Source organism: Streptomyces sp. NBC_01260, from assembly GCF_036226405.1.
Taxonomy (GTDB): Bacteria; Actinomycetota; Actinomycetes; order Streptomycetales; family Streptomycetaceae; genus Streptomyces; species Streptomyces laculatispora.
The window spans coordinates 908646-923076 of the sequence record NZ_CP108464.1; the positions used below are offsets into that span (position 1 = coordinate 908646).

Below are 14431 nucleotides of genomic sequence, written 5' to 3' on the forward strand. Positions count from 1 at the left end.
CCCAGCGTAGGTGCCGCGCAGGAGGGCGGTGCTACTTGGGCCGCCTGCGGAAGAAGTAGGCGCCGCAGGCCATCCCGGCCACGAACATCACGATCAGGGCCACGTAGAGCGGAATGGTCACCAGCGGGATCAGGAGGCGGACCGTCACGTCGCCGGTGTTCTCCGCGATGAACACCACCGACAGGATCGCGATGACGATGACCACAATGCGGGCCGGGGAGAACGGCCCGGTGCGGCTCGTCCCGCCGCTCGACACATCCTTCGGGCTCATGAACCGGCCCCTTCCCTGCTCCTGGCGCGCCTGCGCCCCCGGAGCACCAGGATGGCTCCGTCCGGGTGCCGGGGGGCGGTCCTGTACGCCCATACGGGTGACAGGAGTGCGGCAGGCGCTCACCGCGTCAGTTCACCGTGCCACCGGTCACGGTGCCACCGACCACGGGCAGCTCCAGCACTCCGGTGTCCTGGGGCGCGCTGACGACGGTGACCGGCTTGATGCCGCGGTTCCCGAAGTACGCGGTGTCACTGGCCGCGATCACGAATTCCAGCCGGTGCCCCGACTCGTACCGGTGGACGATTCCGGGCAGCTGCACGGTGAACGGCCTGGTCACGTCCGGAACCCGGACCGGCGAGACGAGCCGGTTCACCAGCGTCCTGGAGCCGTCCGGCGCGACGTCGTACACCTTGGCGAACAGGACGAGCTTGTCGGAGGCGTCACCGCTGTTCTGTACGCGCTCCGTCTTCGGCGAGACGACCTTCAGCGTCGCCCTGGGGGCGCCGACGACATCGACGGCGGAGGTCAGCGGGGCACTGGTCCAGCCGAGGTAGGTGCCCTTGGTGTCGTACGGCTTGGGGTCGGGCAGGCCGACGAGACCGGCGAGCGAGCTCTCGGAGTGGCTGGTGGGCACCAGCCAGTTGGTGTACTGGCGGCTGCCGCGCGAGACCTTGGAGCGGTTGTCGACGAGCTTGCCGTCGCCCGAGAGGTACATCTTCTGCGTGAGGCCCGGGACGGCGGCCGCGGTGCCGTAGCCGCTCTGCCAGTCGCGGTAGTAGGCGAACTCGGGTCCGGTGCCGGTCTTCGTCTCGTGGCGGAGGTAGCGGTCGAACCAGGCGAGGATGCGCCCGCCGACGTAACTGCTCTCCAGATTGCCCTGGCCCAGGTCGAGTTCACCGTCCACCTGGCCGCCGCTGTGACCCCAGGCCTGCCAGATCATCTTGGCCGTGGTGCCCTGCGCCTTGAGCGTCTCGTACGTGGCGGTGGCCTCGTTGAGGTTGAAGAGGCTGTCGGCCTGGCCCTGGACCAGGAGCGTCGGCGCCTTGACCCGGCTCAGGTACGAGACCGGCGAGACGCTGCGCGCGTAGTCGAGCACGGCGGCGGTCTTCCCGGCCGGGTAGCGGCCCGAGTTGAGCAGTTGGACGGTGTCGCAGGCCTTGGCCGCGAAGTGGAGGCAGGTCAGGCTGCCGAACCGGGAGGGGTCCAGGCTGGGGCTGAGGATCGTCTGCCCCTCCCCCATCAGGTAGAAGCCGTTGGTCCACTGCCATTTGAAGACCCCGGCGGTGTCGGAGGAGACGCCGTCGGCCGCACCGGTGTTGTTGGGGGCGAGTGCGTAGCCGAGGTCGTTCCAGGTGATCAGCGGGACCAGGGCGTCGACGCGGTGGTCGACGGCCGCGGTCGCCATCTGGACGGCCCCGCCGTACGAGCCGCCGATCATGCCGACCCGGGGGTCTCCGGGGCCGTCCTGGGTGACGAAGCCGGCCTTGGTGCCGTCGTCGGCCGCGCGGGTCCCGCCGAGGAAGTCGACCAGGGCCGCGGCGGCCCTGCCGTCGGTCTCGGGGTCGTCGAGTGTGATGAGGCAGCCGGACTTGCCGAAGCCGAGCCCGGAGTAGACGAGCCCGACGTAGCCGCGTGAGGCGAAGGCCTTGCCGATGCCGTCGGTGGAACCGTCCGACTTGCTGCCGCCGAAGCCGTTGGTGGCGAGCACGGCGGGCGCCGGGTGCTGCGCGTCTGCGCCGGAGGGGCGGTAGAGATCGGCGTCCACGGTGCAGGACCGGCCGCCCGCGGACACGGTGAACTTCAGCGGGGTGACGGTGTATTCGGATCCCGCGGCCGCCGTTGCGGCCTGTGCGGTGCCGGCGAGCGCGAGCGGCGCCGCGAGGGCGGCCCCGGCGACGAATGCGAGCGGTCTGCGGGACAGCGACATCGACCGGGACCGGGACCGGAAACGGGAGCCGGGAACAGCACGCGACACGAAGACCTCCACACCGAGGGCGCCTTACCGACCAGTAAGTACTGGGGCGCGCTCATGCTGTGACACAGGTCATAGCGGTGTCAACGCCCCGGACGGCGTTTCGTGAAGGCTGCTCAACTTCTTCGCATCGACGCCCGGTTCGGCGCGCGGGGCCCGCCCGCACCGCTCAGACCAGCGCCGATACCTCGACCGTGAGGGTCGCCCGGCCGCCGTCCGCGGGCGCGTCCAGCACGGCCGGCACCCCGAGCGGAATCGTCAGCCCGGTGGGGCCGTGGCCGAAGCCGAGCTCCTCGACGACAGGGATGCCGAGGCCGCCGAGCCGGTCGGCGAGCACCGCCCGCACCTTCGCGTACGGCCCGCAGCCCGCCCAGGAGCCGCAGGCCACCCCGGCGATGCCGTCGAGCGCCCCGGCCCGCAGCAGCTGGGTGAGGATGCGGTCGATGCCGTACGGGTCCTCGGTGGTGTCCTCGATGACCAGCAGCCCGCCGCGGGCCGACCGCCGGGCGTGCGGGCTGCCGAGGTCGGCGGCCAGCAGGTGCCCGCAGCCGCCGTAGGTGATCCCCCGGGCCCGGCCGGGCACCAGGGCCCCCGCTCCTTCGAGTCCCAGCGTCCGTACCGTCTCGGGCTCGAACAGGGTGGCCCGCAGGGACTCCTGGGTGCGCGGGTCCTTGAGGAAGGTCTCCGCACCGACCATGGGGCCGTGCAGGGTGGCGAGCCCGGCCCGCAGGGCGAACGCCTCGTGGAGCACGGTGATGTCGCTGTAGCCGACGAACACCTTGGGCCCGGCGGCCCGCATCGCCGCCCAGTCGAGCAGATCGACCATGCGCTGCACCCCGTACCCGCCCCGGGCGCAGATCACCGCGTCGACCGACGGATCGCACCAGGCGTCCTGGAGATCCCGGGCACGCGCCTCGTCCGTACCGCCGAGATGGTCCAGCTCCGGATGGACGTCCAGGACATGGGGCATCGTCAGGGGTTCGAGGCCCCAGCCGCGCAGGACGTCGAGGCCGGGCTCCAGGCGGTCGACGGACACCGGTCCACTCGGCGAGACGACGGCGACCCTGGAGCCCGCGCGCAGCCGGGCGGGGCGGGTGAGGGGTACGAGGGTCACTTCCGCAGCTCCAGCCGCGGCACGTCGGGCCGTTCGATGCCGAAGGTCTGGGCGTACAGGGAGAGCTCGGCCTCCAGCGCACTGATCATGGTCTCGGCGCGGCGGAAGCCGTGGCCCTCGCCCGGGTAGGTGAGGTAGGCGTGCGGGATGCCGCGCCCCTGCACGGCGGCCAGGAAGCGTTCGCACTGCACCGGCGGGCAGATCGGGTCGTCCTCCCCCTGGAGCAGCAGGAACGGCGTGGTGAGCCGGTCGGTGCGGGTGATCGGCGACCGTTCGCGGTAGCGGTCGGGGACCTCGGCAAGCGGGCCCACCAGGGACTCCAGGTACTGAGACTCGAAGTCGTGGGTCTCCCCGGTGCCCCAGCCGGTCAGATCGAGGATGGGGTAGATGACCGTGCCGCAGGCGTAGACGTCGGTGCCGGTCAGCGAGGCGGCGGCGGTCCACCCGCCGGCGCTGCCGCCGCGGACGGCGAGCCGGTGCGGGTCCGCGGTGCCTTCGGCGGCGAGCGCCCCGGCGACGGCCGCGCAGTCCTCCACGTCGACGACGCCCCACTGTTCGCGCAGGCGGTTGCGGTAGGCCCGTCCGTAACCGGTCGAGCCGCCGTAGTTGACCTCGGCCACGCCGATGCCGCGCGAGGTGAAGTAGGCGATCTCCAGGTCGAGGACGAGCGCGGCGTGGCCGGTGGGGCCGCCGTGCGCCCACACGACGTAGGGCGGCAGCTCGCCGGCCGGGCCGGTCCGGCCGGGACTGTGCGGCGGGTAGATGTGGGCGTGGATCTCCCGGCCGCCCGGACCGGTGAAGGTGCGGTCGGCGGGCTCGGGGTAGTAGGCGGGGTCGACCGCGTCCTCGTGCGGCGCTCCGATGATCCGGGTGTGCCCGGTCGAGGTGTCCAGCTCCACGATCTCGTACGCGCTGTGCGGGCTCGCGGCGATTCCGATGACCCGGCTGCCCTGTACTGCGAGCGTCTCGGCCCATGCGGTCCAGGGTCCCGCGATGTCGACGAGAGTGCCGGTCTCCGGGTCGAGGATACCGAGCGTGGTGGCCCCCTTGCCGTGCAGGGTGGCGATGAGCCCGTTCTCCAGCGGCCGGAACCAGCTGAGGCCGATCTTCCACAGCGGTCCGGCGAACTCCTCCTCCCTGGGGCAGAGTTCCACCGCGACCCCGCCGTCCGGATCGGCACGGTAGAGATTCCACCACCCGCTGCGGTCACTGGCGAGGAGCAGTTGTCCACCCGCGGTCCACTGGATCTGCGGCACCGACTCCTGCGGACCGCCCAGGAGGGTCCGGGGGGCGTGGAACACACCGTCGTCCCCGATGTCCGCGACGATCACCTCGGTGCCGTCCCACGGCATCCGCGGGTGGTCCCAGGCGATCCAGGCCGCCCGCCGTCCGTCCGGCGAGAGCTCGGGTCCGGTGACGAACCGGTGTCGGCCGTCGGAGAGTTCGCGTACCGCCGACCTGTCCCCGGCCGCCGATCCGTCGAGCGGCACGGCGGCGATCAGCCTGCGCAGTTCGCCGGGTCCCTCGCCGGTGAACTCCTCCAGGACGCACCAGATCTCGCCCGAAGCGCCCCGGTCGGGGTGCAGGCGCGGATCGGCCCAGCGCAGTCCGCCGCCGACCGGCGAGACGGGGGTGAGCGGCCATGGTTCGCCCGGCCCGTCCGGCTCGTAGGCGTAGAGCCGCTGGTCGTCGAAGTGGACGAAGACGATCAGCGGGCCGCCCTCGGCGCGCTCCGTACCGGTCCAGGGCCGTCCGCCGTACTCGATGACGCGGCTGCGGACGTTCCAGGGGGCGGGCAGCTCCGCGGTGGTTCCGTCGGCCAGGCGTCGGACGAGGGCGCGCCGGCCGGCCTGGGCCGGGCGCGGCTCCGTCCACCACAGTTCGTCGCCGACCGCTTCCACGTACTCCGGCCGGCCGTCCCGCGAGGCGGCCAGCGCGGCGTCGATCGGTGACGGCCAGCTTCCGTAGGCCCCTGTGGTTGCCATGTTCGATTCTCCCGAGTGGGTCAGGCGGTGCGGAGATAGTGGTCCAGGACCCGGACGCCGAAGTGCAGCGCCTCGATGGGGACACGTTCGTCCACGCCGTGGAAGAGGGCCTGGTAGTCGAAGCCGACGGGCAGCTTCAGCGGTGAGAAGCCGTAGCCGGTGATGCCGAGCCGGGAGAACTGCTTGGCGTCGGTGCCGCCGGACATGGAGTACGGCACCACGTGGCCGTCCGGGTCGAACCGCTCGACGGCGGCCCGGAGTTTCGCGTACGTGGGTGAGTCGACCGGGGCCTCCAGGGCGATCTCGCGGTGGTGGAACTCCCAGTCGACCGAGGGGCCGGTCAGCCGGTCCATGGTGGCGTGGAACTCGTCCTCGCCGCCCGGCACCATCCGGCCGTCGATGAAGGCGGTGGCGTGGCCCGGGATCACGTTGACCTTGTAACCGGCCTCCAGCATCGTCGGGTTGGTGCTGTTGCGCACGGTCGGCTCGACGAGGGCCGCGGCCGGTCCGATCTTGCCGAGGAGTTCGTCCACGTCGAAGCCGGGGGCGTCGAGGTCGGGGTGGATGCCGTGCAGTGCGGCGATCTCGGTGAGCGCGGCGCGGACCGTCGGGGTGAGGCGCACCGGCCATTCGTGTGCGCCGATGCGGGCGACGGCGGCGGCCAGCGTGCTGACGGCGTTGGCCTTGTTGACCTTGGAGCCGTGCCCCGCCTTGCCGTGTGCGGTGAGCTTGAGCCATCCGGTGCCGCGTTCGCCCGCCGCGATGGGGTAGAGCGGCATGTTCGGTCCGGCGTGGAAGGTGAAGGCGCCGGATTCGCTGATGCCCTCCGTACAGCCCTCGAAGAGTCCGGGGTGCCGGTCGGCGAGGAAGCCCGAACCGTCGTCGGCGCTGGCCTCCTCGTCGGCGGTGTACGCGATCACGATGTCGCGGCGGGGCCGGATGCCCGCCCTGGCCCAGAACCGGACGACGGCGAGGACCATCGCGTCCATGTTCTTCATGTCGATGGCGCCGCGGCCCCAGACGACCCCGTCGCGGATCTCGCCGGAGAAGGGGTGCACGGTCCAGTCGTCGGCCTCCGCGGGCACCACGTCCAGATGCCCGTGGACCAGGAGCGCGTCGGCGGACGGGTCGGTGCCCGCGATCCGGGCGACCACGTTGGTGCGCCCGGGGGTGCGCTCCAGGAGCACGGGTTCGAGTCCCGCGCCGGCCAGCCGTTCGGCGACGTACTCGGCCGCCGGGCGTTCACGGCAGTCGCCGCCGCCCCGGTTGGTGGTGTCGATGCGGATCAGTTCGGAGGTGAACGTCACCGATTCGTCGAGCGCGAGGTCATCGACGCGGTTCTTGGGGTTGGTCACCTCAGCCATACTGTTCCTCCACGGCGGACGACACGATGGTCGTCACCGCCTTGAACGTGCGGATACCTTCGTACATCGTCTCGCTCGTGTAGGCGACACGCCTCTCGCCGGAGGCCGCCACACCGGGTACGACAGTGGCCGCCGCGGCCAGGTGCTCGGCGTCGAACTCCAGCTCCACGGTGAACGGTCCGCCGTCGACCGCCGGGTAGCGCCCGGCGAGAGCCGTCGCCTCCTTGGCCGCCGCACGGATGTCGGCGGCGGTACGGGCAGGGGTCCGGCAGACCGCGGCGTACCGCGAGACGTAGTCCTTGACCGCGACGGTACGGGCGTCGGGCGCGTATCCCCGCGCGTCCACACAGGTCAGGTCGTCCCCGGTGACCAGGACGACGGGGACGCCGTACTCGGCGGCGACGTGCGCGTTGAGCAGCCCCTCGCTGGCCCTGACCCCGTTCAGCCAGACCCCGGTGATGGAGTTGGCCAGATAGGTGTGGGCCAGGACGCCTTCCGTACCGGCACCCGTGTGGTAGCCGATGAAGGCGACCGCGTCGACGTCCCCGTGCTGGATGCCCTCCACCATGCTGAGCGACTTGTGCTTGCCGGTGAGCATCTGGACCCGGTCGTCGAGCTGTTCCAGCAGCAGGTTGCGCATGGTCCAGTGGGCCTCGTTGATGAGCACCTCGTCGGCGCCCCCGTCGTAGAAACCGAGGGCCGCGGCGTTGACGTCGGAGGTGAACAGGGAACGGCACCGCTCCCACTGCGGGGTGCCGGGCAGCACATCGGCCGGCCAGGTCACACCGGTGGCGCCTTCCATGTCGGCGCTGACGAGGATCTTCATGCGGCCACACGGTACGCGTCGTGGAACGCGCAGGCCAGAGCTGCCCGGACCTCCAGTGGTCCACTCCACTGAAGGAGATCCGTTCCGCCGGAAGAGGGCCTTTCCGCCATCGGGGCCCTTCCCCCGCCGGCCGCCGGCCCTGTCAGCTTCGCGGGTGGTCCCCGGTGGCGCCGTCGGTGCGCTCGCGCAGCAGATCCGCGTGGCCGTTGTGCCGGGCGTACTCCTGGATCATGGCCAGGTAGACCCAGCGCAGGCTGCAGGTCCTGCCGCCGCGCGTCGTCACGAACGTCTCGTCCAGGGTCCGCCCCGCGACTGCCGCCCCGGCTGCCTCGACCTCGTCCAGATAGGCGGCGTAGTCGTGTTCCGCGCGGGCCGCGTCCACGCCCTTGAGACCTTCGTCGCCGTCGTCGGGCCCGGTGAACACGTCACCGAGCGGCTCGGCCGCGAAGCTGCGCCGGAACCACCAGCGTTCGATCTCGGCCAGGTGCCGCACCAGGCCGAGCAGGGTGAGTCCGGAGGGTTCGGCGGTGGTGCGGGCCAGCTGCTCCTGGTCGAGCCCGGCGCATTTGACCAGAAGCGTCTCGCGGTGCCACTGGAGCCAGCCGGCCAGCATGGTCCGCTCGTCCGCGGTGCCGAGAGCGAGCTGGAGGTCGCCGGCGGTCGTACGGGTGATGTGGGGTGCCGTCCATGTCATGGCAGCCATCGTCACAGCCCGGGTCCGGGCGGGGGGGCCTTACTGCTGGGACGGGTGCGGCCGCGCCCGTTCTAGGCTCAGCGCATGAAGATCAATGTGCGGTCAGCGGCCGAGGCGGACCTGTCAGCGTTGCTGACTCTCTACGGCGAGTTGAATCCTGACGATGCGCCGTTGCCTCAGGCGTCCGCGGATGCGATCTGGGCTGCCATATCCAGGCAGCAGGGGCGGACGGTCCTGGTGGCTGATGCCGGCGGCACCGTGGCCGGAACGGCGGATTGCATCGTCCTGCCGAACCTCACGCGCGGTGGCCGGGCCATCCTGTTCGTGGAGAACGTCGTGGTGGCCGGCTCCTTCCAGCGGCGCGGTGTCGGCCGCCGGCTGATGGAGGCCGCCGTTCAACTGGGTGCGTCGGCCGACTGTTACAAGGTCCAGCTGCTGGCGGCGGATGACGAGTATGTCCACACCTTCTACGAGGCGTGCGGTTTCAAAGCCCTGGCAGAGGGCTTCCGCCGCTACATCCCGTAGGGTTCCTGCCGCTGGGGCGGTGCTTGCCGAGTCGGCGGCAGAGCCTGCGCTGTCCTGAGCGCAGGCCCCGCCCGGAGGTCGCCCGTTCTCCTGCCTCAGCGGCGCCCGGCTCCCTTCAACAGCTTTTCGATCCGGGCCAGTTCCTTGTCGCTGAACTCCAGGTTGCGGACCGCCTGGACGCTGTTCTCCAGCTGGGCGACGCTGCTCGCCCCGACGACGGCGGAGGTGACCCGGCCGCCGCGCAGCACCCAGGCCAGCGCCAGCTGGGCCAGCGACTGGCCTCGCTCGGAAGCCAGTTGGTCGAGCTCGCGGAGCCGGCCGACCAGCTCCGGGGTGACCGAGTCGGCCGACAGGAACGGGCTGCTGCCCGCCGCCCGTGAACCCTCCGGGATGCCGCGGAGATAGCGGTCGGAGAGGATGCCCTGCTCCAGCGGCGAGTACGCGATGGAACCGGTGCCCAGCTCGTCGAGGGCGGTGAGCAGGCCGTCCTCGACCCAGCGGTCCAGCATCGAGTAGCGGGGCTGGTGGATGAGCAGCGGGGTGCCGAGGTCCTTCAGGATCCGGGCGGCCTCCCGGGTCTGCTCGGCCGAGTAGTTGGAGACGCCCACGTAGAGTGCCTTGCCCTGCTGCACCGCCGAGTGGAGGGCGCCCATCGTCTCCTCGAGCGGGGTCTCGGGGTCGGGCCGGTGGGAATAGAAGATGTCGACGTAGTCGAGCCCGAGGCGGCCGAGGCTCTGGTCGAGCGAGGAGAGCAGGTTCTTGCGCGAGCCCCACTCGCCGTAGGGGCCGTCCCACATCAGATAGCCGGCCTTGGTGGAGACGATGATCTCGTCCCGGTGCCGGGCGAAGTCCGTCTTCAGCGCGCGGCCCATCGCGGTCTCGGCGGAGCCGGGCGGCGGGCCGTAGTTGTTCGCCAGGTCGAAGTGGGTGATGCCGAGGTCGAACGCCCTGCGGAGGATCTGCCCCTGGGTCTCCGGCGTCCGGTCCCCGCCGAAGTTGTGCCACAGGCCGAGCGAGAGGGCCGGCAGCTTCAGACCGCTGCGCCCGGTGCGCCGGTAGGGCATGTCCTGGTAGCGGTCGGCGGACGGGATGTACATGCGGGGCTCCACGGGAGAGATCGTTCCGGTCCGCCGGGTGCGAGGTGCCGTTCGGCTTCGCCCCGGCGGGGTGCAGGGTCCAGGCTCGCCCACATCGATCCAGCAGTCCAACAGGAGATTCCGCTTGGATTCAGCGTCTATATTTCTCAATCATGGAGTTGCGCCAGCTGGAACACTTCGTCGCGGTCGCCGAGGAACAGCATTTCACCCGGGCCGCCGAGCGCCTCGCCGTGTCGCAGTCCGGCCTCTCCGCCTCCGTCCGGGCGCTGGAGCAGGAGCTGCGGACCCCACTGTTCAGCCGGACCACCCGCAGCGTGCGACTGACCGAGGCCGGGCGCGCCCTGCTGGTGGAGGCCGAGCGCACGCTGGCGGGCGCGCGGGCGGCGAAGGACGCCGTCGACGCCGTACGGGGGCTGCTGCGCGGCACCCTGTCGGTGGGCGTCGAGCAGTGCGTGGCCGGGGTGAGCCTGCCGCGGCTCCTCGCCGCCTTCCACCGTGCGCATCCGCACATGGAGATCCGGCTCCGCCAGGAGGGGACGACGAGTCTGGTGGACGGGGTCGCCGGAGGGCGGCTCGACATCGCCTTCGCCGCCACGGTCAGTTCCGTGGAGTGGCGCGGCGAGCTGGTCCCGCTGGCCCGCGAGCCCATGGTCCTGCTGTGCGCCCCCGGCCACCGGCTGGCCGTGACGGACCGGGTCGGGTGGGACGAGCTGCCGGGTGAGCCGTTCATCGACTTCCATCCGGACTGGGGTCCGCGCCGCGCGGCCGACGAGGCGTTCGCGACGGCGCGGGTGCGCCGCACGGTGGCGCTGGAGGTGAACGACGTGCACAGCCTGCTGGAGCTGGTACAGGAAGGGCTCGGCATCGCGGTGGTGCCGCACCACTTCTCCCGCAAGCCCGAGGCGCGGGGCCTGGTCGCGGTCCGGCTCGACGGGCCGGTCCAGCCGTACTACGAGAGCGTCGTGGTGCTTCCGGACGCGCGGACCATGAGCCCCGGAGCGCGGGCGCTCATGGCGCTGGTACGGGAGGGGACCGTGCGCTGAGCCTTCCGGGGCGCGGCGGCTCAACCGCTCAGCGCCCTCGCGGACGCCGCCGTCTGCTGCTCGACGCCGCTGCACGTGTCGCTCGCCCTGCGATGTGTCCTCGTGAATGCACGGCCGGTCGCGGAGGGGCGGCCTCCGGCCCCGGACGGTCTCCGCGTCCGGGGCCGGCCCGCACTCCGGATCAGCCGACGGCCAGCACGAACCACCTGGCCGGCAGATCGATCCGGGTGCCGTCGGGCAGCTGCTCGGTCTGCGGCAGGACCGTGTGCCCGCTGTCCAGGGTGGTCAGCCCGGCCGCCCGCAGGAGTTCGGGCACCTCCTCCTCGGAGGCGTCCGCCGGTTTGAGCCCGTGGTCGTAGACCCGGCGCAGCTTCTTGGGCGGCCCGTCGGGCCCCTGTCCCGCCTGCCGGAGCACATCCTTGGAGGCAGGGGTCAGCTCGGCGACGAAGGCCCGGCCGCGCGCCCCCAGCAGCGTCGCGACGGCTGCGGCCACCGCGGGCCTGGCCTCGGCCTCGCTCTGGTGGATCACCGCTCGCATATAGACGTTGGCGTCCCCGATCCGCTCGTGCAGGGCCCGCACCGCGTCGCCGTCGGTCAGATCGAGCTGGGCGAACTCGGCGACGCCCTCGGGGTCCGCCCGGCGGGCGTGGCCGATCGCGGCGTGCGAGAGGTCCACACCGATGGCGCGGGCGAACCGGGTGGCGAGGTAGCGGGTCTGGGTGCCGTTGCCGCAGCCGAGGTCGACGACGGGCAGTGCGGCATCGGTGTACGGCAGGAGCAGTTCGCTGTGCGGTCCGGCGCTCAGCGAGGGGTCGGCATCCCAGATCGCCTCGCCCGGCGCGTCCGATGTGGCTGCCCAGAAGCCTTCCCACGCCTCGCTGTACCGCTGTGAAACATCCATGCGCACTCCCAAGTCCCGTCGCGCTGAGGCACCTTGCACAACAAGGGACTACCCTCCCGCGCAGATCAGGGCAAGGGTGCACACAGGACCGGCGGCCTGGAGCGGCCACTTTCACCAGTCGCCGCGCCGGGGACGGGGCAGCCGGGAGAGCGCCAGCTCGAACCAGACGGTCTTGCCGCGGGCCGTGGTACTGCTGCCCCACACCCGGGCGAGGCTGCTCACCAGGACGAGCCCGCGGCCGAACTCGTCGTCTGCGGTGGCATCGAGGAGCGTGGCGGGGGCGGGCTCGTCGTCACTGACCTCGCAGAGCAGGGCGCCCGTGCGGACCAGCCGGAGCCCGATGTGATGGGTGCGTCCGTGCTTCAGGGCGTTGGTGACGAGCTCGCTGACCATCAGCTCGGCCGCCTCCACGGCGTCCGGCAGCTCCCAGTCGAGCAGCTTGCCGCGGACCATCCGTCGGGCGCGGGCCACCTCGCGTGGGTCCAGGGCGAGTTGCCATTCGGCGACATCGGTGTCGGGGATGCCGTTGAGCCGGGCCATCAGCAGCGCGACGTCGTCCTTGCGGCCGCCGCTGGGGTTGAGTGCACGGATGATCGTGTCGCAGGCGTCGTCCATGGACGCGGCGGGGTGCGCGGCGGAGGCGCAGAGTGCGGCGAGACCGGCACCGATGTCCTGGCCGCGCACCTCGACCAGGCCGTCGGTGCAGAGCACCAGACGGTCGCCGGGCAGGACCCGCACGGTCGCGGTCGCGAAGGCCACCCCGCCGACCCCGATCGGGGCGCCGGTCGGCAGGTCGAGCAGCTCGGCCCGGCCGTCCTCGGCACGGACCAGCACCGGCGGGATGTGCCCGGCGTTGGCGATCTGGAGCTCGGAACGGATCGGGTCGTACACCGCGTAGAGACAGGTGGCCAGATACTGCTCGCCGAGGCGCTGGGCCAGGTCGTCCAGATTGCGCAGCAGCTGCTCGGGCGGCATCTCCATGGTGGCCATGGTCAGTACCGCGGTACGCAACTGCCCCATCATCGCCGCCGAGTTGAGGCCGTGCCCCATCACGTCGCCGACGACGAGAGCGGTCCGGGAGCCGGGAAGCTTCACCGAGTCGAACCAGTCGCCGCCGACCCTGCCGAGCAGGGCACCGGGCAGATAGCGGGTGGCGATGTCGCAGCCGGCCATGCGCGGCTCGACCTGGGGCAGCATGCTGTCCTGGAGGGTCTCGGCGACGTTCTCCTGGTAGGTGTACATGCGGGCGTTGTCGAGGACGAGCCCGGCCCTGGCGGCGAGTTCGGCTCCGGTGGTGCGGTCCATGTCGTCGAAGGGCTCCCTGCCGGGACGCCGCATCAGGACCATGAAGCCGAGCACCACGTCGCGGGCCTTGAGGGGCACGATGAGCAGGGAGCGGTGGGTGATCAGCGGACGCAGGTCGCGCTTCTCGAACTCGCCCGAGATCCGGTTGCTCAACTCCTCCCCGATATAGGGGATGATGACGGGCTCGCCGGTGACCATGCACTGGAAGAACGGGGTGTGCTCCGGGAAGGCGATGGCCTCGCCGACCGGCACGGTGTCGTCCCAGCGGCCCGGTTCGTCGTTGTGCTCGACCCAGACCCGGTGCCAGATCGTCGTGACGTCGGGCGGGCCGTCCGGGAAACCCTCACCGGCGAGGACCGCGGCGCGCAGATGCGTACCCGCGAAGTCCGTGAAGCGGGGTACCGCGGCACTGGTGACCTCGCGGATGGTGCGTGCCAGGTCGAGGGAGGAACCGATGCGGCCGCTGACCTCGTTGAGGAACTCCAGCCGTTCACGGACCGCCGCGTATTCGAGGTCCAGCTCGGGTCGGGGCACCGCGCGGGACGCGAGCTGTCCGTGGGCGATGTGCGGCAAGGCCTCGGAGCCCAGGTGTCCGGCGCGCTGCGGCACTCCCCAGTCGGGAGTCACCGGGATCCGGTCGTGGCGGCTGAACTCCAGCACGGGATAGCCGAGTTCGAGTACCTGGGAGATGATCCGAGTGGCCTCGTGGACGCTCATGCTGGGCAGGATCTCGGACAGCCGCCCGGACAGCTCCCGGTAGCCGGGGAAGTCGGTGTGCAGGGCGAATCCGGGTGTGATCGTCTCGGCTTCCCGGCCCTCCCCCGCCTCGCCGCCGCGTACTTGCGCGGAGTCCGCGGCGAGCACGAGCAGCCGTTCGGGGCCGGGGCCGACGAGCGGATAGGCCCACCACAGGACCTCGATCCGGCCGCGGTCCCGTTCGTCCACCCGGGCCCGGCCCGCTGTCGGGAAGCCGACGGCGCCGCTGAGGGAGCTGCCGAGCTCGGGTCCGAACTCGGCGTACGTCTCGTCCCGCCACGTCTCTGCGCGGTCCTGCAACGCTCCGGTGACCGGAAGCAGTTCGCCGGCCGGGCAGCCGACCGCGTGCTCCCGGGCGACACCGAAGAGCTTTCTGGCGCCGGTCGACCAGTGCGACACGAGTCCGTCCGCATCGACGACGACCACGGCGAGCGGCACGCGGCCTGCCGCGGTGTCTCGCGGTTGTGGTGTCCTCTGCGGCGGCACACCGAGGTCCATGGGTGGAAGGCTCCTTCCCCACCGCAAGGTTCTGCGGTACGTGGCTCCACCGTACGGGGCCGTGAGCGGCGCCCGCCGGT

The 14431-nt window shown here is 71.7% G+C and carries 12 protein-coding genes; 2 read left to right on the forward strand and 10 right to left on the reverse strand.

Features of this window, described 5'->3' with window-relative positions; all coding sequences use genetic code 11:
• Nucleotides 1–31: 31 nt before the first annotated feature.
• From OG322_RS04160 to OG322_RS04190, 7 genes are all read right to left on the reverse strand, one after another.
• Complete coding sequence (locus OG322_RS04160; protein WP_123464082.1) at nucleotides 32–271, reverse strand: LapA family protein; 240 nt, start codon at nucleotides 269–271, stop codon at nucleotides 32–34.
• Between the two features lie 127 nt (nucleotides 272–398).
• Nucleotides 399–2198, reverse strand: a complete 1800-nt coding sequence (locus tag OG322_RS04165; protein WP_124286121.1) for a CocE/NonD family hydrolase — start codon at nucleotides 2196–2198, stop codon at nucleotides 399–401.
• A gap of 214 nt (nucleotides 2199–2412) precedes the next feature.
• Nucleotides 2413–3357, reverse strand: a complete 945-nt coding sequence (locus OG322_RS04170) for a S66 peptidase family protein (RefSeq protein WP_329306049.1) — start codon at nucleotides 3355–3357, stop codon at nucleotides 2413–2415.
• A complete protein-coding gene (locus OG322_RS04175) occupies nucleotides 3354–5342 on the reverse strand; it encodes a prolyl oligopeptidase family serine peptidase (protein ID WP_123464077.1) in 1989 nt (662 codons plus the stop codon). Before OG322_RS04175 ends, OG322_RS04170 begins: the two co-directional genes overlap by 4 nt.
• A gap of 20 nt (nucleotides 5343–5362) precedes the next feature.
• Nucleotides 5363–6706, reverse strand: a complete 1344-nt coding sequence (locus OG322_RS04180; protein ID WP_306086100.1) for a M20/M25/M40 family metallo-hydrolase — start codon at nucleotides 6704–6706, stop codon at nucleotides 5363–5365.
• Nucleotides 6699–7532, reverse strand: coding sequence for a M55 family metallopeptidase (locus tag OG322_RS04185; protein ID WP_123464073.1), 834 nt, complete (start codon nucleotides 7530–7532; stop codon nucleotides 6699–6701). The genes OG322_RS04180 and OG322_RS04185 overlap by 8 nt, the downstream gene beginning before the upstream one ends.
• A 142-nt stretch (nucleotides 7533–7674) precedes the next feature.
• On the reverse strand, nucleotides 7675–8226 hold the full coding sequence (locus tag OG322_RS04190; RefSeq protein WP_123464071.1) for a DinB family protein: 552 nt from the start codon (nucleotides 8224–8226) through the stop codon (nucleotides 7675–7677).
• A gap of 84 nt (nucleotides 8227–8310) precedes the next feature.
• Between OG322_RS04190 and OG322_RS04195 the strand changes: the two genes are divergently transcribed.
• Nucleotides 8311–8751: a GNAT family N-acetyltransferase gene (locus OG322_RS04195; RefSeq protein ID WP_124285635.1), complete on the forward strand. Its 441-nt coding sequence runs from the start codon at nucleotides 8311–8313 to the stop codon at nucleotides 8749–8751.
• A gap of 95 nt (nucleotides 8752–8846) precedes the next feature.
• Here OG322_RS04195 and OG322_RS04200 read toward each other — a convergent pair whose 3' ends face one another.
• Nucleotides 8847–9848, reverse strand: coding sequence for an aldo/keto reductase (locus tag OG322_RS04200; protein WP_123464067.1), 1002 nt, complete (start codon nucleotides 9846–9848; stop codon nucleotides 8847–8849).
• Nucleotides 9849–10000: 152 nt separating this feature from the next.
• Between OG322_RS04200 and OG322_RS04205 the strand changes: the two genes are divergently transcribed.
• Nucleotides 10001–10891 carry a LysR family transcriptional regulator gene (locus tag OG322_RS04205; RefSeq protein WP_329306050.1) on the forward strand — a complete coding sequence of 297 codons (891 nt, stop codon included), beginning with the start codon at nucleotides 10001–10003 and terminating at the stop codon, nucleotides 10889–10891.
• Between the two features lie 181 nt (nucleotides 10892–11072).
• Here OG322_RS04205 and OG322_RS04210 read toward each other — a convergent pair whose 3' ends face one another.
• Nucleotides 11073–11792, reverse strand: coding sequence for a class I SAM-dependent methyltransferase (locus OG322_RS04210; RefSeq protein ID WP_329306051.1), 720 nt, complete (start codon nucleotides 11790–11792; stop codon nucleotides 11073–11075).
• 111 nt (nucleotides 11793–11903) lie between these two features.
• Nucleotides 11904–14351, reverse strand: coding sequence for an ATP-binding SpoIIE family protein phosphatase (locus OG322_RS04215; RefSeq protein ID WP_329306052.1), 2448 nt, complete (start codon nucleotides 14349–14351; stop codon nucleotides 11904–11906).
• Between the last annotated feature and the right edge of the window lie 80 nt (nucleotides 14352–14431).

What these genes read in the sequence shown, in the direction of transcription:
- OG322_RS04160 (WP_123464082.1), bottom strand. Translation starts at nt 271, where the DNA reads ATGAGCCCGAAGGATGTGTCGAGCGGCGGGACGAGCCGCACCGGGCCG.
- OG322_RS04165 (WP_124286121.1), bottom strand. Translation starts at nt 2,198, where the DNA reads ATGTCGCTGTCCCGCAGACCGCTCGCATTCGTCGCCGGGGCCGCCCTC.
- OG322_RS04175 (WP_123464077.1), bottom strand. Translation starts at nt 5,342, where the DNA reads ATGGCAACCACAGGGGCCTACGGAAGCTGGCCGTCACCGATCGACGCC.
- OG322_RS04180 (WP_306086100.1), bottom strand. Translation starts at nt 6,706, where the DNA reads ATGGCTGAGGTGACCAACCCCAAGAACCGCGTCGATGACCTCGCGCTC.
- OG322_RS04185 (WP_123464073.1), bottom strand. Translation starts at nt 7,532, where the DNA reads ATGAAGATCCTCGTCAGCGCCGACATGGAAGGCGCCACCGGTGTGACC.
- OG322_RS04190 (WP_123464071.1), bottom strand. Translation starts at nt 8,226, where the DNA reads ATGACATGGACGGCACCCCACATCACCCGTACGACCGCCGGCGACCTC.
- OG322_RS04195 (WP_124285635.1), top strand. Translation starts at nt 8,311, where the DNA reads ATGAAGATCAATGTGCGGTCAGCGGCCGAGGCGGACCTGTCAGCGTTG.
- OG322_RS04200 (WP_123464067.1), bottom strand. Translation starts at nt 9,848, where the DNA reads ATGTACATCCCGTCCGCCGACCGCTACCAGGACATGCCCTACCGGCGC.
- OG322_RS04205 (WP_329306050.1), top strand. Translation starts at nt 10,001, where the DNA reads ATGGAGTTGCGCCAGCTGGAACACTTCGTCGCGGTCGCCGAGGAACAG.
- OG322_RS04210 (WP_329306051.1), bottom strand. Translation starts at nt 11,792, where the DNA reads ATGGATGTTTCACAGCGGTACAGCGAGGCGTGGGAAGGCTTCTGGGCA.
- OG322_RS04215 (WP_329306052.1), bottom strand. Translation starts at nt 14,351, where the DNA reads ATGGACCTCGGTGTGCCGCCGCAGAGGACACCACAACCGCGAGACACC.